This window comes from Paenibacillus sp. RS8 (assembly GCF_041956825.1).
GTDB lineage: Bacteria > Bacillota > Bacilli > Paenibacillales > Paenibacillaceae > Paenibacillus_AQ.
Map to the genome: position 1 here is coordinate 5,599,858 of NZ_CP168131.1, position 18,902 is coordinate 5,618,759.

16 protein-coding genes are annotated in these 18,902 nt (G+C 43.6%); 1 reads left to right on the forward strand and 15 read right to left on the reverse strand.

Going from position 1 to position 18,902, the window contains the following annotated elements:
- Positions 1-29 precede the first annotated feature (29 nt).
- The 12 genes from ACDZ28_RS26380 to ACDZ28_RS26435 form a co-directional block, all read right to left on the reverse strand.
- Positions 30-1,232, reverse strand: coding sequence for a sugar MFS transporter (locus ACDZ28_RS26380; RefSeq protein WP_375103200.1), 1,203 nt, complete (start codon positions 1,230-1,232; stop codon positions 30-32).
- Positions 1,233-1,251: 19 nt separating this feature from the next.
- A complete protein-coding gene (locus tag ACDZ28_RS26385; RefSeq protein WP_375103201.1) occupies positions 1,252-2,280 on the reverse strand; it encodes an ROK family protein in 1,029 nt (342 codons plus the stop codon).
- 162 nt (positions 2,281-2,442) lie between these two features.
- Positions 2,443-2,958 (reverse strand): GNAT family N-acetyltransferase, encoded by a 516-nt coding sequence (locus ACDZ28_RS26390; protein ID WP_375105420.1) that lies wholly within the window; start codon positions 2,956-2,958, stop codon positions 2,443-2,445.
- A 2-nt stretch (positions 2,959-2,960) separates the two neighbouring features.
- Positions 2,961-4,163 carry a Gfo/Idh/MocA family protein gene (locus tag ACDZ28_RS26395; protein WP_042128625.1) on the reverse strand — a complete coding sequence of 401 codons (1,203 nt, stop codon included), beginning with the start codon at positions 4,161-4,163 and terminating at the stop codon, positions 2,961-2,963.
- Complete coding sequence (locus ACDZ28_RS26400) at positions 4,160-5,020, reverse strand: metallophosphoesterase family protein (RefSeq protein WP_375103202.1); 861 nt, start codon at positions 5,018-5,020, stop codon at positions 4,160-4,162. The genes ACDZ28_RS26395 and ACDZ28_RS26400 overlap by 4 nt, the downstream gene beginning before the upstream one ends.
- Before the next feature lie 12 nt (positions 5,021-5,032).
- Positions 5,033-5,941 carry a carbohydrate ABC transporter permease gene (locus ACDZ28_RS26405; protein WP_375103203.1) on the reverse strand — a complete coding sequence of 303 codons (909 nt, stop codon included), beginning with the start codon at positions 5,939-5,941 and terminating at the stop codon, positions 5,033-5,035.
- Between the two features lie 12 nt (positions 5,942-5,953).
- A complete protein-coding gene (locus ACDZ28_RS26410; RefSeq protein ID WP_375103204.1) occupies positions 5,954-6,862 on the reverse strand; it encodes a carbohydrate ABC transporter permease in 909 nt (302 codons plus the stop codon).
- 85 nt (positions 6,863-6,947) lie between these two features.
- Positions 6,948-8,318: an ABC transporter substrate-binding protein gene (locus ACDZ28_RS26415; RefSeq protein ID WP_375103205.1), complete on the reverse strand. Its 1,371-nt coding sequence runs from the start codon at positions 8,316-8,318 to the stop codon at positions 6,948-6,950.
- Between the two features lie 32 nt (positions 8,319-8,350).
- The gene (locus ACDZ28_RS26420; protein WP_375103206.1) at positions 8,351-9,238 is read right to left on the reverse strand and encodes a hypothetical protein; all 888 of its coding nucleotides are present in this window, start codon (positions 9,236-9,238) and stop codon (positions 8,351-8,353) included.
- Between the two features lie 138 nt (positions 9,239-9,376).
- On the reverse strand, positions 9,377-10,231 hold the full coding sequence (locus ACDZ28_RS26425; protein ID WP_170880279.1) for an AraC family transcriptional regulator: 855 nt from the start codon (positions 10,229-10,231) through the stop codon (positions 9,377-9,379).
- 182 nt (positions 10,232-10,413) lie between these two features.
- Positions 10,414-12,195 carry a methyl-accepting chemotaxis protein gene (locus tag ACDZ28_RS26430; protein ID WP_375103207.1) on the reverse strand — a complete coding sequence of 594 codons (1,782 nt, stop codon included), beginning with the start codon at positions 12,193-12,195 and terminating at the stop codon, positions 10,414-10,416.
- 162 nt (positions 12,196-12,357) lie between these two features.
- Positions 12,358-14,469: a glycoside hydrolase family 52 protein gene (locus ACDZ28_RS26435; protein ID WP_375103208.1), complete on the reverse strand. Its 2,112-nt coding sequence runs from the start codon at positions 14,467-14,469 to the stop codon at positions 12,358-12,360.
- A 173-nt stretch (positions 14,470-14,642) separates the two neighbouring features.
- On the opposite strand from ACDZ28_RS26435, the gene ACDZ28_RS26440 reads away from it, so the two are divergent.
- Entirely contained in the window at positions 14,643-15,557 is a 915-nt protein-coding gene (locus tag ACDZ28_RS26440) for a helix-turn-helix transcriptional regulator (protein ID WP_375103209.1), read from the forward strand.
- Between the two features lie 100 nt (positions 15,558-15,657).
- On the opposite strand, the gene ACDZ28_RS26445 is transcribed toward ACDZ28_RS26440, so the two are convergent.
- The 3 genes from ACDZ28_RS26445 to ACDZ28_RS26455 form a co-directional block, all read right to left on the reverse strand.
- Positions 15,658-16,488, reverse strand: a complete 831-nt coding sequence (locus ACDZ28_RS26445; RefSeq protein WP_042132262.1) for a carbohydrate ABC transporter permease — start codon at positions 16,486-16,488, stop codon at positions 15,658-15,660.
- A gap of 7 nt (positions 16,489-16,495) precedes the next feature.
- Positions 16,496-17,434 carry a carbohydrate ABC transporter permease gene (locus tag ACDZ28_RS26450; protein ID WP_042128635.1) on the reverse strand — a complete coding sequence of 313 codons (939 nt, stop codon included), beginning with the start codon at positions 17,432-17,434 and terminating at the stop codon, positions 16,496-16,498.
- 81 nt (positions 17,435-17,515) lie between these two features.
- Complete coding sequence (locus ACDZ28_RS26455) at positions 17,516-18,865, reverse strand: ABC transporter substrate-binding protein (RefSeq protein WP_375103210.1); 1,350 nt, start codon at positions 18,863-18,865, stop codon at positions 17,516-17,518.
- Positions 18,866-18,902: the final 37 nt, after the last annotated feature.

Sequence of the window (18,902 nt, forward strand, 5' to 3'; positions counted from 1 at the left end):
GGTTAGTCCGTAATATATTCATTTCAAATTTAACCTACATTTACTTTAGCTGAGTATTTATTAAGCTTTTCTGTACATAAAAGCATGACGATAGCGAAAAAAACGATCATCGCAGGAAAAATACCCAACGTAAAATTCGAGGCCAGTAAACCGATAAATGGCGGTACCAGCGTGGTACCAGTATAAGCTGTTGCCATCTGAAAGCCCATAATTGACTGAGCATGCTTCTTCCCGAATCGTACAGGGGTTTCATGTAGCATACATGGAAAAATAGGAGCTAACCCCAAACCTATGATCATAAATCCTACTAGTGAAACTATCGTTGGAAGCGGTAGGACTAACAATATTGTACCGATTAAAGCAATAAGTTGACCATATCGAATTAGCTGTTTATTACTCATTCTAAAAGTAATGAAGCCCGTCACCATTCTACCAAAAGTAATCCCTAGGTAAAAAAACGACACCCATGTAGCAGCAGTCGATGCAGGGACATCTTTGATATTCACAAGAAAACTACTCCCCCATAACCCCATACTCGTTTCAATGGCAGAATAAAATAAGAAGGTTAACATCGCTAGTTTTACCCCTCTTAGTTTCCAAGGCTTTGTGTTCTCAGCTGCATGTTCTAGCTCAGACTGATTGAAGTCATGATCACTTTCAACATTTGAGTTGCTATTGTTTACAGCCACTTTTTTCCATAAAGGCAGCGTGACGAATAGAATAACCACTAAACTCAATTGAATATAAGCAACCGTAAGATAACCTTGTCGCCATAGACCTTCTCCAGAGATAAAAGATCCCATAATAATAGGACCCAGCGTCGCGCCCACTCCCCAGAAACAATGTAACCAACTCATATGATGCGCTTTATAGTGCGTAGCAACATAACTGTTTAATCCGGCATCTACAGATCCCGCACCTAAACCGAGTGGAATCGCAGCAACAATTAACCAGACTAATGAAGGTGACCATGCAAAACCAAGCAACGCTACAGCAGTCATGATACAGCTTACAAGGGTCACTTTCCCCGTACCAAAACGTTTAAGAATTACACCGCTCATCAAACTCGATACAATTGTGCCTACTGCAATAACCATCGAGAGGATTCCAGCAGTACCTAATGAAGCATTTAAATCCATTCTCATCACCGGCCATGCGGATCCAAGCAATGAATCTGGCAGTCCTAAACTAATAAATGCTAAATAAATAATAATTAGAAAAAAAGTTGCCATCGTTATCTCCTTAATGGTTCTAATCTATTTGTTGTGAAACTAATAAACCTAATCCAAGACTTTGTAATCCATTCAGATAATCACGCTTCAAGTCACTTACCGCTAATTCCGGAAGATGTTCCTTAGGAACGTATGTAGCAGTTCGCTCAGCGATTTGATTAAGCATAGCTGGAGCTAATTCATCCTCACAAAAAATAATATAATGCGGATTCAAAATAGAGGTCATAGTAGCCACTAACCGACTAATCGCATCTACTTTATGATCCGGCTGCAGGCTTGATCCACCCTGATCTCCAGTTAATGCTTCTATGAAATTTCTATTATCATACTGGGGCATATATTGAACTTCCCCTGAAAAAAACGTCTTTCCCCGAACAATTTCACCATTAACGGCTATCCCAGCTCCCGGTCCGTTTTTCCCTAAATACAGATACATCAAAGAAATATTCTCCTTCAAATTTCTTTGCGCCATATAACCGATTACAGCGGCATTCATATCATTTTCCACGATTGTCGGGATAGAGAGCTGATCTTCTATACATCTTTTCAAATCTAGATTCTGATATTTCGCATAACCTGGGATCAGAAAAATCTTCCCATGATTCACTGCACCTGGAACACCAATCGCTACGGAATGAATCTTAGGATTGGCCTTTTTTTCACCTTCAATAAGCGAGACGAGTGTACTAACGTCTTCCTCAAGAATACTAGGTAAATTCCCTTCTTTGATTACCTCACCAATGCAATTATAGATGGTATAGTTCGTTTCATGTTTTTCCAAAAAAATAGCCATTCCTAATCGATAATTCGGATTATAGGCGTATCTTATTGCCCTTCTTCCGCCACTAGATTCATCAAGGCCAATGATCGTTACTTCCCCTGCCTCTTCCATCTGCATTAGAAATTTACTAATCGTTGGGAAACTGTATTGTAATTTTTGGTTTAGCTCTGCTTTCGTTGCTCTTCCAAGTTCTAATAGTGCAGTTCGAATATCTCGAATAATCTCAGATTTCAATTGCTGTGAAGGAAGTCGTTTATCACTTGCCATGGCTCACCCACCTATAGTCATACTGACTTATTAAATGCATTTAATAAGTCAGTATGACTATAGCAGGAATACATCTTAACGACAACATAATTTTTGGATGCGGCCCCTCTGAAGCTCCAACATGAATAAGGGGGCATGAAGCCCCCCTAATTATCAACAAATTTAAAGCCTTTTCAGGATTCGTTCCCATCTTCCAGGATGGCTTTCATCCAAGTACACAGGCTGAAATCCTAATTTCAAATAAATGCGGATGGCGGGCAGTCTGAAATCATCGGTTTCTAAACATGCTACCTTTCCCCCTGAATCTCTTATTTTGTGTAAGACAGCTAGACTCACAGCATAACCGAGACCTTTACCAGAATATTCTGGAAGCACCCCAACCATATGCAAGTACCAGTTCTTATGGTCCTCACTACCCGACTCCCAGGCTGTAGCTGTCGCAACAGGCTGATTCCCACGGCAAATGAACAGCAAGCGCTCAGAATAAAGCGGTACATGATCACTGATTTTATGTGCAAATTTAACTTCCCTCGTAAAAGAATGGCGGATAAGCTCCTCCCAGTTCCGTTCATCATCCGGCTCGAAATGACGAATTAGATACCCGTTAGGACAGTGAAAGACAGGTAAGTCGGACAGCATTTCTTTTTTCATTACAAGCTTGGAGAGGGCCTGATCCACCGTCAAATCCTCACCTTCGATTTAAAATCAGGAAAGGCTATTGCTTTCCCGTCATTCTCTACTGATTCCATAGACAATGTAAACACAGAGCTCCAAGTAACGGCATCATATACGTCCACTGAAGGCGTCCGATCCTCCTGAATAGCAGAAATGAATTCCTCAAGCACCATAAAATCACCTCCGCCATGTTTTGTCCCAGCAGCGTATTCGCCCCATTTTTTCCATGTTGGATGATCATAGAGTGGCTGATAGCTGCTTAACGGCTCCCACATTTCCTCTCCATCCGCTATATTTTTGGGCGAGAGATTCTTGAACCAGATCAAATCCTCTTCGTACTGATGACGGCCCGTAATATACGCTCCCTCAGTTCCTTGCAGCAAATAATGTGTTTTATTATGTGGTCTAACGGAGGACCAGTCTACGCGCAGTTCAATTAGCACGCCCTTTTCCGTTTCAATGACCGCAACCGCACTATCTCCTTGCCGCCAGAATCCTTCCCGTGCTGCCGGGTGATCTTTTCCATAATGCTCTCCGAAATAATATTGTAAGGATCTAGATTTGGAAACAAAAGTCGAAACGCTTTTTAATCGATCACCCTCAGGCTTGTTGAGGTTAATCCATTGGGCAACCGGTCCTATAGAATGCGTCGGATAATTGATCCCGTTATACTGCTGATGTAATTGCCCCCGCCAAGTCAGAGAACCATCCGGATGATGAGTCAAATGACGTAAATCATGGATATAGCCGCCTTCCAGATAAGTAATTTCACCGAACATGCCTTGATCCGCCATATGTTTAATCGTTAGATTAGAGCGCGAGAAGCAGTAATTTTCAGACATCATATATTTAAGTCCGGTTTGCTCAACAGTTTCTATAAGCTCCCAAGCTTCCTCTAAGGATTGGATCGAAATCACTTCGCTTAGGACATGTTTTCCTGCTTTTAAAGCATCAATAGATTGTCTGGCATGCAAATGCATGGGGCTTAAGATAAATACCGCATCAATCGCTGAATCTTTTAGCATTTCATGATAATCCCGATACGTTCGGATTTCCGGAAATTTCTCTTTCCATTGGTTAAGCACCCACTCATTTAAGTCACAAGTGGCGGTCAGATGTATCCGATCCGATAGAGAGTACAGTGCATTCATAAAACTGGCCCCGCGATTCCCACCTACGATCGCTAATCTTACTGGCTGTCGATTCATTGCTGATCCACCTGCTTTCTGTCCATTTGAACCCGATTGATGATTAGTTCCTGATCTCTCGTCTCTCCTTCAGCCTGCGGATATTTTTCATAATCAAAAATGCTGAAGGTAAATAATGAAGACCACTTACTCAATTGCTCACTGGCCAGATTAACCATCTCTAACCTGATTTCATCTTCAAGCACAGTAAGGATTCGAGCAGCAGGAATATCCAGAATAGAGGCCGTTTGAATGAAATGCCAGTTTTCTTTACTTACGATGGAATGTACATGATTGTGGCCATTGAAATAGAAGCCCACACCTTGCCACTGCTTCAATATCGGCCAAATATCCAAGCTGGGATCCAGTGACATCATTGGCTCGGTGGATCTAGCCGTCGTATTATACAGAGGATGGTGGCCGAAAACGAATAAAGGCTTTTCCGATTTCCGCTTCATTTGTGCTTCGAGCCAGGCTAATTGTTCATCATCAAGGGTTCCGCTCCAATCGTCTCGATTTTCCCGTGCGGTATCCAGCAATATAATGATCGCAGTTGTTTCTTCGATAACACTGTACCGCTGCTGCCGAGTGACCGAGAGGATTTCTTGCTTAGGATAAGTGTACGTATCATGATTGCCAAGAACATGCAGAAAACGTCTAGGATGTTTGCTGTCTTTAATCTTACTCAGGATATAATTAAATTCGCTGAATTCTCCCGCATGAACCATATCCCCCACAGAAATATGATAATCAGCTGGAATGGACAAGAATAGATTCATAAATTGCTCGTAAAAAGCATCTCGTGCCTCTTTAATCAAAACCTTGTTGTTTAACAATTCGTCCGGATAGTGTAAGTCCCCGATAATCGCCAGCCTCATAAATGCCTCCTCCTAACCTTTAATGCCAGAGCTCATAAAACTTCCTATCACTTGCCGCTGGAACAATAAGAATCCAATCATTAAGGGTGCCGAAACAATTAGCGTAGCCGCGCAGACATCCGACCACTGTGCACCAGATTCCGTGGCTTTTGCGAACATCGCCAAACCTACGGTTAATAAGCGATTCTCCTCCGAATTGGTTACAATAAGGGGCCACAAGAAATCATTCCAATGAAAGCTGACCGACACGATAGCAAAAGACACATAAATGGGGCGTGACAGCGGGACATAGATTCTTGAAAGAATATGCAGGCGTGAAGCGCCTTCCACCCGGGCGGCTTCATCGAGCTCATAGGGTAACTGCTTGAAGGACTGCCTTAACAGAAACACTCCAAAGGAGGAGGCAAAGTAAGGCAGAATAATCCCCAGCTTAGTATCCAGCAAGCCCATTTCGTTCAACACCTGATAGTTGGAAAAGATAAGAACATCCGGTGGCACCATAATTTGCACTAAAAATAACATGAATAGCAGATCTTTTCCGAAGAAACGCACCCGCGCGAACGCATAAGCAGCCATCGTCATCGTAACCAGCTGCACAGCAAGAACAACACCGCACACCAGCAATGTATTCATTAAAAACCGTCCAAAAGGTGCTCCATTCCAGACATGAATCAGATTCTCAAACGTGAAGCTCCAAGACCATCCCGAATCAATAGCGATATCTTTGGGTAGAAAAGCCGTTCTTACCACCCATAGGAAAGGAATGATCCAGACCGCGGCAAAAGCAAATCCAACCGCATGCCACAGGATCTGCTGGATTCGGCGCTTCGTTCTTCCGGAGTTTAGAATGCGCTCCTCTTCTAAAGCTTTACTGCAATTCTGCCTTAATACTAAGGGCATCTTTAGTGGATTATCCTCCATGGATTCCACCTCCTATTCATAATGGATTTTCCGATCCCAACCAAAAAACTGCAGGGAGGAAATAAGGAGCAGCAATACGATCATGATCACCGTCATTGATGCGGCCATCCCTTGATCGTAGAAATTAAAGGTCGACTCATAGATATAATAAAGCAGCAGGTTACTCGCATTATTCGGACCGCCCTTTGTCATAATCCATAGATGGTCTACCAACTTAAAGGAATTCGTTATCGCTACAACGGCCACGAACAGGGTAGTCGGCATCGTGAGCGGAATTGTGATTCTACGAATGGCAGTGAACGTACCGACTCCGCTTACTGCAGCGGCTTCATATAAATCCTTGGGAATTTGCTGCATTCCTGCTAAGTAGAAAATCATAAAATATCCGGCTTCTTTCCAGATCATCATGATGACTAATGCGCCCATCACCGTATCAGGCGTTCCGAGCAAATTCACAGGCTGATCTGTGATCCAGGAAGCAAGTCTGGCAAAGAGCCCAAAATGAGGAGTATACAGAAACAACCAGATGTTCGCCACAGCGATCATCGGGATCATATTCGGATAGAAAAAGGAAAGACGTGCCAGTCCCCGCCCTTTTATCGCCTTATCGGCAAACAGTGCCATCAAGAAAGCCAAAGCCAATGAAGTGGGTACTGTGCCAATGGCGAACCATATATTGTTGCTGAACACCTTCATAAATACATTGTCATGCAATAGATTAATGTAGTTGTCAAAACCGACGAACAAAGGCTCAGGAGTCGCTAAATTTTTCTCATAAAAGCTAAGCCAAAACGATTTAAACATAGGGTAATAAGTAAACAAGCAAAGAAAGAGCAGCGAAGGCAACACAAGTCCCCAGCCGAATCCGTTTCGTCTAAGCCTCTCACTCCATCCGGCATTCATACCATTCAATCCTTCCATGTTTAAGGTTTCTACGATTATTGAATAAAGGAAGGACGCCAGAACAAGCTACCAAGCTGTCCTGGCGTATCCCATACCTCAAAGACTACTTATTGAAGGGAGCAAGTGCCTGTTCTGCTTCTGCTTGCGCTTTTTTGAGCGCACCTGCTGCATCAATCTCTTCTGCCAATGCCGCTTGAATCTGATTCGTAATTGCCGTCGATACTTTACCATGATTATGAGTGGACAATTCTCGGAACGCGTATTCCAATTGATCTCTTGCCACCAAAGCTTGCGGGAAATCCGCCGTATATTTCTTCATTGCGTCTGTATCGTATGCGGATTTTCTTACACCAACATAACCGGATGAGCTGCTAAAGAGGGCAGCCTGTTCTGAAGCCGTCATGTATTTGGCGAATTCCCAAGCTGCGGCTTGTTTCTCTGGAGATGTTCCCTTGAAAATATACAAGTTACCACCGCCTGTAGGTGATCCAAATTGCTTTTGTGCGGGTGGGAACGCTACCCCGAATTCGAACTTCGCGTTATTTTTTACGTTGGTTAAGTTGCCGCTTGTATGCATCATCATGGCTGTTTTGCCTTGAATGAAATCTGTCGGAACCGTAGCCCAATCAATAACACCTTCCGGCATCGCCTTATATTTATGGGACAAATCTAACCAGAATTGCAATGCCTCCACATTCTCCGGCGTATCGAACATCGCTTTTTTGCCATCGGAGGACATTATGTTTTGCTTCGGATCTGAAGCATTTTGCCGAGCAAGCATTTGGAACATCCAATACGAATCATCATTTCCCGGAATTTCCAGTCCTACATGACCGTCTTTGTTCAGCTTCTTAGCATAAGTTACAAGCTCATCCCATGTAGTGGGTGGTTTCTCTGGATCAAGTCCTGCGGCTTTGAACATTTCCTTGTTGTAATACATAACAATCGTGCTCCGCTGAAAAGGCAGGCTGTACGTCTTCCCTTCAGACTGTGTGTCCTCCACAAAGGCAGGATAAAAATCTGCCATCTGAATATCCGTGTCCTTCGCAATAAAATCATCCAGCGGAATGATTGCATTCATATCGAGCATACTGTACAGCTCCGTTGACATCATGACCGCAACAAAGGGTGGCTGTTTGGCTTGCACACCCGCTTGAATTTTTACGGTATTGTCACCGTAATTTCCTGTGTACACGGGATTAACCTTAATTTCCGGGTGCTGCTCCATGAATGCACTAGCCATCCCATCGATTACTTTTGTAAGAGGACCACCAACATTAACCGGATAATAAAATGTAATCTCCACCGGCTTAGCGGCTGGAGTCTCTGTGGATTCCGGAGTTGCAGCGATTGCTGTGGGTTGAGCGGTATTTTCTTTGGCTTCAGCCGTACTGTTATTAGATTGACCGCAGCCCGCTACTGCCAGCATAGAAACAGATAGTAGTGTTAGAATGGTTTTAGTTTGCTTTTGCATTACTGTTAGCCCCTTTTTCGCTTGGATTTGAATTAGAATGCATAATGGCGAAAGTTCACACTAATACGATTCGAGCCGACATCAAGAATATGGAGCTCAGCTCCATCAGCGGTGGGCAATACAGCAATGCCTTGAGCTTCGGTACCGCTAGGCAGATTGCGATCAAAGGCTACAGATACATTTCCGGTCTCTGGATCAATCTGATAAACCGTTTGGGTTGAGTTATCCGTAGAAGCATACAGAACACCGTTGTACACTTCGGCACCTTGGATTCGATCTATGCTTTGGGAAAGCTGAACAGTTGTGATCACATGCATATCGTCGAGACTAAGTACATTCAAGACGCTAGCATTACTCCACTGAGCTGTGTAGACCTGACCGCGAGCGGCATCAACCGCTACCCAAGGCACACCGCCAATATGCAGATTTAGCGGCAAAGCATAGGATGTACCCGTATATTTCAAAGTGTTCACATCATAGAGGGCGATGTAAGGATGCTGATAGTTTTTGCCGTCTTCAATAGGAGCGTATATTTTACCGTTATAGTAGGAAATATCACCGATATGGTCTCCACCTTGGAAGGAAATCTCCTGTGGAATAGCCAATTCATTCCGCGCTTTTACGGATTTTCCATCGAGTCCAGTCCGTAAGAGTCCGTACGATGAACTAAAGATCCATGAGTTCCCGTCTGTAGCCACCCCTTGTCCCCGTTCCAGGGCATCAAGTAACCAGAAGGATTGCTTGGATACCTCATGCCATCCAGCAGTGATCGCTGAAGCTGAGTTGGACTCTGCACTGAATTCTACCTCGGTGCTTACTAGGTTATCCGGTCCGACAGGTGTGGCAGATGCTACTAAAGATAAAGAACTGGTCGTAAGTGCCCCCGCGCAAATCAGACTGAATAATCTCTTTAATTTCATGTTTTCTCTCCTCCTAATAAGGTTGTAGTTTGGCATTTGTACGCCTTACTTCAACCTTATTATAGGAGCTGGTATCAGCCTTCTAATTGAACAAAATACTTCTTTCCTTGAATAAAACTCTCATTTGCATCAATAAATTCAATAAATCATATGATTAGGTTTGGAGGAGCTTTGATTAGCATACAGTTTTGGGGTTAGGCCGGTTTCTCGTTTGAATAATCTAGTAAAATGACCTTGATCGGCAAAACCAACCTGAGATGCAATTTCCTTCAAACCAATTTTTCCGGAACGAATAAGGAATTTAGAGCGTTCGACTCTCAGCCGAATTAAATAATTATGGGGTGTATACCCTGTTTGTTGTTTAAAAATCCGAATAAAATGTGATTGGCTCATATTAGCCATGGCTGCGAGATCAGTCAGTTGAATTTCATCTTCCAAGCGCTCACGCATAAATTGAATGACCTGAAATATCTCTTGATTGGCTGGCGTTTTACTGTTTGAATGTTGGGGGATCACAGAAGAATAGTGTTGTAATAAATGAATAATCAACATATTGGATAAAGAGTCGCTATATATTTTCCCTTTGGCACCGCCATTCTGTAATTCCTCCAGCATCCAAAGCCCTAATTGCAATAGCTTAGAATCCTTGACATGAAATTTGCGGTCCAACTGAATATGGCCCTCCTTCAGATAACCAGATTCACGGGCAATCTCTTCGAGGACTGACGGCGTAATTTCAATTTTCAAAAAATAGAGCGAGGTTCTGCCCCATGGGCACAGAAGGCTCTCATTACAAGGGGTAATATGAATGGTGTAATAATTTTCGTAGTAGGCTGTGCAGTGAATTCCTATTAAATATTTAGACTCCGAGGATGGGGTGAAGGCTTGCTGCGGGCTATACCATTGCGAAACTTGAAGCTTATCCCAACCAAAAGCATCGCTTGCAAGAACAGGCTGGGAAGCTGTAAAGGACGATTCTTCCATTTCTTTCATATTCATCCCCCCTTTTCCCTTCAATATAGCAAGCCTGTATACGCTCCGCGTCAATGAACTGTAAAAGCTATATTAACTTCCAAATAGAATCAGAAGGTGTACGTCAAAACAGCAAAAAAAGAGGGGGAGTCCCCTCTTTAGTAATTTGCATATTCTGTTACTGCAACTTTATGTATGAATATCTATTCCAATTTAAACTGATTTACTAAAACACGCATCTCATTCGAACCCTCTTGCAGCTTGCGAGCAGATGCGGCAATTTCCTCCATAGAAGCAAGCTGCTCTTCGACGGCAGCAGATACAGTCTGTGCAGCGGAAGCTGAGTGCAATGAAACCTGTTCGACCTCCATCACCGAAGCAGATATTTGTTCAGAACCAGTGTACATCAGTTGTGCAGCGGTTGAGGATTGTTCCACCTGATCAACGATGGTCCGGGTGGCCTGCAAAATGCGTTCAAATGCTTTACCCGTATCATCAATCGCTTGAACCCCTGCTGCGACTTCATTTTGCCCCTTACTCATCGAATGATGGGCATGGCCAATACTCGCAATAATTTCTTCTACCATAACTGAAACCCGTTCGGCTGCTTCACTTGTTTGTCCTGCCAGCTTACGGACTTCGCTAGCTACCACTGCAAATCCTCTGCCTTGTTCCCCTGATCGGGCAGCTTCAATTGCCGCATTAAGCGCTAATAAGTTCGTTTGCTCAGATATTCCTTTAATGGTGCTAACGATAGTACCGATTTGTTGAGACTGCTCATTTAGACTAGTAACAGTGATCCCTAAATCATCAACAGTGTTACTTACAGCGTTCATTTGTGCGGAAGAGTTAATGATTAGGTTGTTTCCTCTATCCGCCTCTTCCAGTGTTTGCATGGACAGCTGATAGGCATGGGTAGAAGCTTCAGCTACTCGATGAATCTCTTTTACCATCTCCTCCATCGACTGAGAAGTCTCTTGTGTTGAATTAGCTTGTTTCTCACTATTATTCGCCACTTCAGTCATTGAGGATGAAGTCTGAACAAGTGCTGCATGGGTTTCACCTAACGTCAAAGACAACTGTTTGGAGGAAGAAGCTAATAACTCCGAACTTACGGTTAGATTCCCGACTAATTGCCGAATATTTCCTGATAACTGATTGAAGCTGGTTCCCAGTTGTCCGATCTCATCCCGATTGCGCACAGACAATGCTTTACCACTTAGATCCCCTTGAGCGATTCGTTCAGCTTCACGGGCTATGCGGACAATTGGCTTAGAAATATGTTGCGCAAAGATAAGAATGACCGCTATCCCAAGAACTAGGCATAGGATTAATGTGATGATAATTCCCTTGAGTATGTTCTGTTGTCCGGTGTTATAGTCTTGCATATAAGAACCTGCCGCAACCACCCAACCCCAAGAGGGTGAGAGCTTGGCATATGATATTTTCAGCGCTTCGCCAACCTCATGCTTGGACGAATCGTCCGGCTTAGGTAAGGGCCATTTGTAGTATGTAGCCCCGCCGCCGTTCTGTGCGGCTTTAATCAAATCTTGTATGTAAAAGAAGCCGTTAGAGGTTTGTTTGTCCCAAATATTATCTCCCTCTAGTCTGGGATGAGCAAGTAATTCTCCTTTCTGATCTAAGATGAAAAAGTAACCATTAGGCCCCAAATCGATGGCTGGATTAATTGGGCGTGTCCCATCTTCATTTTTGGATCCAAGTAGTAAAGTTCTTACCTGCTCCTGTGCTTCCAGTTCTGACAACATCCCTGCTTGAACCGAGCTTTCCAAATTCTCAATCATAGCAACTGCTAGATTTACACTGGAACTCAGTTTACTCTCAATAAGCTGATTCGTTTCTTTCATAGAGATCTGATAGGCAACCACTCCTAATATTCCGATAGGAAGAATTAGTAAGGTCAGTGACATCAACAGCAGTTTCTTCCGAATCGTCAGTCGCAACCCTTTTTCTGCAGATTTTAGCATCTGTTCCTCCATATCCCAATAATATAAATTACAAATTAATACTATAGTACTAGTTTTGGGAATATAAATCAAAAAAAGATATTCGTGTTTTTACATAAAAAAGCAAACGGCACCTGCATCGAAGGTCCGTTTGCTTTTTATTTCTATATAAAACTGTCTTCCTTATTTCTCATCCAGCCACAAAATCGCCGTTACTCCACGTGGATAATATTTACTGCCCGTAATTTCACCGGAAATAATCTGATCACTCCAGCTGAAGATCGATAACTCTGGATGGGTAAGCCAAGCCACATGAGCGCGATCTGCTGCCGCTCCGCGTTCATCCCATTTCAGCCCCAAAATGTTGCGGGCGATGAACTGCGAGAGATAGATTTTGCTAAGCCAGCTGTTGTTGCTAGTGGAGGAGATTTTCCAACCACCATCCTCAAATAAGCAAACGCCCGGCTGCAACACCGCCTGTAAGTGCTTATCAAGCGCACCGATATATGCGGCGAACCGTCCATTGCGATCAAGCGCTTCCTTACAACCCGTATAGTAAGGGAATACAAGGCCTTCTATAGCCGGAATGATTTTGGAGTCATTCCCCTCTCCTATGACAGCCGGAATATATCCGTCTGCTGTAACACTTTCCACCATCGTTGCAGCGCATTTCTCTGCTTGAATCCCTGCTGTTGTGGACAACTCCGCACGCCCATACGCTGCAAATATTTTCTCCATGGCCAAGTAAGAAGCCCAGCATTTTCCTGCTAAATAAATATTATTGCGAGCCTGACCTAAGGAGACATCCAGACTGTCATACGTAGTAATCTCTGCGCCACCCATCGTACGAGAACTATCAAGCCCCATAACGCCATTTCTTTGTTCAGGATCTGGATGATCCCGATTTAACATACTATCCAGACACTTCTCCAGGATAGTCAGATTGCGTTCCATCCAGCTCCGGTCGCCAGTATACTCCAGATAAGTTGCCGCACTCAGCACCCAGTTTACCAATTGTTCATGTGTCATATGTGAGAAGCAACCATCAATGCCATATAACTCATAAGCAGAATAGCCCGGACGTGAAACTACGTTGGCCACACCCATATCATGCGTGAAGCTGATTCCGCCCGGATACACTGTATCATCCCCAGGGAAACGCACCGTATCTTCATAGCTGAATCTTTCCACGAACATATCCAGCTCATTACGTACAGTCCAAGGATTCAGACGCAGCTCGTAGAATAACTGATCGACGGTAAGATCAAAGGTATTCATCATCCGGTATTCGCCTTCGTTGACGATCCAAAATGGCTTATTCTTATAATCCAGCAGTTGCGTGGAACCATAATAACTACGAATTGCATGCGCTAGCATAAAGGTTTGATCTTCGGATAGATTTGCATGATTAAACATCTCGTTAGCTTTCTCCGCTTCTTGTTTAAGAACATCGAATTTAGCTAGTGCATATTCGGCCACTGCCTCAACATTGTTGAAATAGCGATTATAGTAATAGGTAGCATCCATACCAGAGGTAACATAACCCGAACGGTGAAAACAAATTGCAAAGCGGTACGTTTCTTTTACTCCGGCTGGAACATCCATGATCAAAGCACCCACGCGCCCCAGACCAAAGGTCCAATTCTCCTGTAGCTCCTCACTTAGAATATCCTCCATCGTGAAATGAAGTGCGGACTTTGTAGTTCCTTTCTCGGCAGCAATCGCAATAAATCTTCCTTGTCCAACGCCTGTAATTTCAGATGACACATCATCCAGTCTTCTCATTCCGCTATAAACATCTGTTCCCTGAAAACCAAAGAACGCGCGACGTGAGGTAGCAGATGAGGTGTTATCCACTTCGAGCTCAACCAGTACTGCCGGCAGCAACACTTCCTTCATTTCTTCCACAGAAGCAGTTTCAGGATCCGGTACTGATCGAACTGGCGAGAGAATTCGGAAGGTCAGATCCCCCGCACTCCAGCTGTCAGTGGCTACTCGGAAATCTCGAGAAATCTCATTCTCTTGAAAAGGGAACAGAATATTCTCCTTATCTGGATTAGGGTCTGGATTCTCGATGTCATACCGTTTGCTCTCGTCATCTCCGCCAATCTCATGAAATGGTAGTGTGTCATACCCTTTCCCATCCGTGCGTTCTAATCCTATGAATATATTCTGTCTAGGAGGTTTGGCCATCTCCAAATCGAAACCACCACTAGCTCCTTTAAATCCTAAAGTAAAACTCGCAAATGCACCGACCGGTGAATGATGAGCATTAAAAAATTTATTATGTGACATAAATAAATGCACTCCCTCCAACATGATCCCGGATACCTCCGGGCTATATTTCCATGTTATCGATATTTCTAGAAGTGCAACAGGGTTAAAGCCTTCTATTATTTGGGCAAATCAAACATCGCTAACAACCTATGATATAATTAAGCCAAATTATATTGTAAAAGAGGATTGAAATGATTTCAAATGATCCCGCCTTCCATAATTCAATTGACGGACAGATGTCACCAGACATTCAAGCAGCCTTCCATATCTTTGCCGCGCATTGGAGAAAAGTAAATTCGGATTGGCAATATCCTGTACACACTCATCCGATGTTTGAGATTAATATTGTCCTTCAAGGTGAGCAGCAGATGACGGTCGGCAATAAGTGTTTTGTCCAACAAAGCGGCGATATTTTATTCATTCGTCCCGGTGTTGAGCATAGTAGTATGGGCTCAAATGCTGACTGTGACATGACTTATTACTGCCTGCATTTTGATATCGATGATCTGATTTTGCGGCGTGCCTTACTAACAGCAGATGCTGTTAGTCTCAGCGGGAACACCCCCGAACTGCTGGCCATCCGTTCCGCTCTAGATGTAATTATTAACTCTTCCATCTTGTCAGAGTCTAAAGACACACATAGAAATCGCTTGATCACACTCCATGCTTCACTGCAGCTTCTGACTGCGCTCAGCGGTTGGGTGCTTTCGGAAATGCCTCTCCCTGCAGATACAGAAGCTACAGAAAATACAGTTGCCCTAGCTAACGCTATTGAAGGACTATTACAGGAATCCGTCTCCACAGCTGACAGTACAGGCGAAAGAGGTGGCGGTATTGAGAATATTGCAGCAAAGCTTGGATACAGTACAACGCATTGCAATCGTGCTTTTCACCAAATCTATGGGATGTCACCAAGGCAATATTTATCCCGCTTAATCATTCGACACGCCAAACTGCTGCTGATGGATAATAGTCTATCTGTCGAATCTATCGCCCAACGATTGGGGTACCGGGATGTTTCCCATTTCAGCAAGCAATTCAAACGTTGGACAGGTCTTCCACCCATGGGATACCGCCGGTTAACAGCAAATCCGAGCGCGCATTAAGATCTTTACAGAAACAAAAAAAGGATGTATCCCGCAGCCCACCAAGTGGTTACAGGATATATCCTTTTTAAACGAATTTCATTTCTACCTCCATACGCCCTTAACCTTTCGTCGCTCCCGACGCAATCCCCTTCACAAAATACTTCTGCAAAGCGATAAACACAATCAACACAGGCACCACCGACATCGCTGTTCCCGCAAAAATCATATCCCAACGTGAAGAGAATTCTCCGATGTAACGGTAAATTTCCACAACCATCGTCTTAGCCTGTCCTGAAGGTAATACCAGCATCGGCATCAAGAAATCATTCCAGATTCCAAGCCCATTTAGAACAACCATACTTGCCGTAACAGGCCCTAATAAAGGAAAAACTATTCGCCAGAATATCCCGTAACGCGAGCAGCCATCAATCTCTGCCGCCTCTTCAATTTCTCTAGGGATTCCTTTGACAAAACTGGTATACAGCAGACATCCGAAACCTACCGCACCGGCTACATAAATAAGAATAGGTCCCGCAAGGCTACCGTACAACCCTAGCATTCTAAGCTCCTTGAACAAAGGAATCATGTACGCTTGAAAAGGAATCATCATTCCGGCCAAAAAGTATACGAACATGAAGCGGGTCCATCTAACATTTCTACGCTCAATCGCATACCCTGCCATCGGAATAATCAAGACCTGCGCAGCGATGGATACTGCTGTTAGAATCAGACTGTTCAGAATAGCCCTTGGAAACTCAGTTTCAGTTAACAGGTACTTAAAACTCTCCAAATAAAGGGTTTTCGGAAAAGCAATGGCATCCTTCATGATCTCTGCATTGCTCTTGAAGGCTGACATCAAATTAAAGAAAATAGGAAAGAAAAATAGAATAGCCACTAATAATGTAACTATAAAAAGTGCGATTTGCCCAACTCTTCTGCGTGTCTGCATCGTCATTTTAGAGCTGCACCTCCCGCTTCTGGAGCACCTTCACTTGGAAGACTGTAATGATCAGTATAATTAAGAACAGAACCATCGCCAGCGCAGTACCAAAGCCTTGTCTTAATTCACCAAACCCAACTTTATAAATGATATACGTTAAAGTCTCCGTCTCAAAGCCCGGGCCACCATCGGTCATAACTGCAATTTGATCAAAAATCTTCAGAGCGCTGATCATAGAAAGCACCATACACACTGTCATCGACCCTGCAAGCAGCGGGAAGGTGATATGCCGGAACTGCTGCCACCCCCCTGCTCCATCAATGCTGGCTGCTTCATTCAATTCCTGCGGAATCCCCTGCAATCCAGCGAGATAAATGATCATATAATAGCCCGCACCTTTCCAAACAGTAGACAATATAATCGACAGCATCGCATATTTAGGATTGCCCAGCCAGTCCACAATCCAGCTTCCAAGTCCGACAGACTCTAGGATCTGATTGAATACACCGAAGTTGTAATTTAAGATCATCGCCCACACAAAGCCCATTACGATCCCACTAAGCAATGTAGGGAAATAAAACACACTTCTGAATAAATTCCGGAACCAGCGTACCTTATCAACCATCATAGCCATTGCAATAGCAGCAATATTCTCTAGTACAACAAGTGAAATGGTCAGGATCATCGTATTTTTCAACGCATTATGCACCCTAGGACTATTCCATATTTCCACAAAGTTAGCAAAGCCGATATATCTCACGTCATCGCTGATGCCATCCCATGAGGTAAAGCTTAAATAAACACTCCCTACCGTAGGGACGATAACGAATAAGGTATATAGAATAAATGATGGCAGTATGAACAGCAGAGCATAAGACTGCCATTTCTTCTTTTTCTTTTTCTGCTGCACAGTGGCTATCAATGACTTGTCAGTATTAACTGCGGATGTAGCCATAGCTGCTCTCCCTCCCCTGAGACAGGCTTGTTAAAAAGAGAACCTCTGCAGCAGCAGAGGTCGCTCTAACAGGCGCTGCTCTTACATCTGATTAGCCTTCACTTGGTTGTCATATTCTTTATCAGCATCTTGCATATATTTGGTTACGTCTCCATCTTTCACAACAAGATCCTGCAGCAATTTGTAATACCAGTTACGGAACTGTGGAGGAATCAAGTTATCACCCCACCAGTTGTTGATCGCTAAGGACTTTACTACATTCGTGTCAGCAATAAGATCCAATGCCACTTGCATTTGTTCGCTAGTATCATAAGTTACTTTTTCTTTAGTAGAAGGAATTGCATTTATTGTCGCTAAATAATTCGAATATTGTTCTGGAGCGAAGAAGAAACGGATAAAATCTTTGATGGCTTCTGTTTTGTCTGCGTCTTTAACGGCTTCAGTGGATAAGGACCAGCCTGCTGGAGACGGAAGACCAATCACATTGGTTTTCCCTTCACGGTCAGGAAGACCATAGAATCCAAATTCAAAGTTCGGGTCTGCTTCAGCAATTTGTGTAAACATCCACGTACCGGAGTACAATTGTGCTGCTTTCCCGGAAACAAGAATCGAAGCGGTTTGATTGTCGCCCGTGCTCAGCCAGCCTTTATCTACATAATTCTTAAATAGCTCTTTGAAATCAGTAATCCCTTGAACAACATTAGCATCTGTGAAGCTGACAGTTTTTGCTGTACGCTTGGAGTTCCAATCCGGATCTTTCGAGTAGACATCATCGATCAGGAATTTATTCACCCAGAAGCCCATATGGAAAATATCTTTTCCGCCTACTACAATCGGAGTAATACCCGAAGTTTTTAACTTCTCTTGAATGGCTATGAATTCATCATAGGTTTTAGGAAGCTCGGTAATCCCTGCATCCGCATATGCTTTTTTGCTGTAAATAATTCCTTGTGGTGCGTTGACCTGCAGTGGTGCATTCCACACTTTTCCATCCACTTGAGGTGGGGCTTCGAACAAATCTAGTAGATCGGAAGGCAGCTCTACAATTTTACCTGCATCAGCAAAGACTTCTGTATCACGCATTTCCACCAAATCCGGGAATTCTCCCACTGCATCCTTGGTTTTGAGCCAGTCAAGATAAGCTGCTGAGGAGGTTTCACTCAAATCTTTGATGGTAACGTTAGGATTTGTTTCTGTAAATTTTTTGACTGTATCTGCGATAGCTTTTTTGGTTGCCGGATCTCCGGATGCGTAGCCTATCGTAAAGGCAACCTCCTTCTTCGTCTCCTGCGTTGCATTTGCAGGTGCTTCGGATGCCGGTGTATTGCCTGCATTATTGCTGGCACTGTTATTATTGCCGCCGCAAGCAGTCAAAGCTGTCGTTGTGGCAAGCAGCAATACGGATAATTTCATCATTGTTTTTGTATACATCAGTTAGTAGCCTCCCCTTTTGTGTTTCACTGTGGAA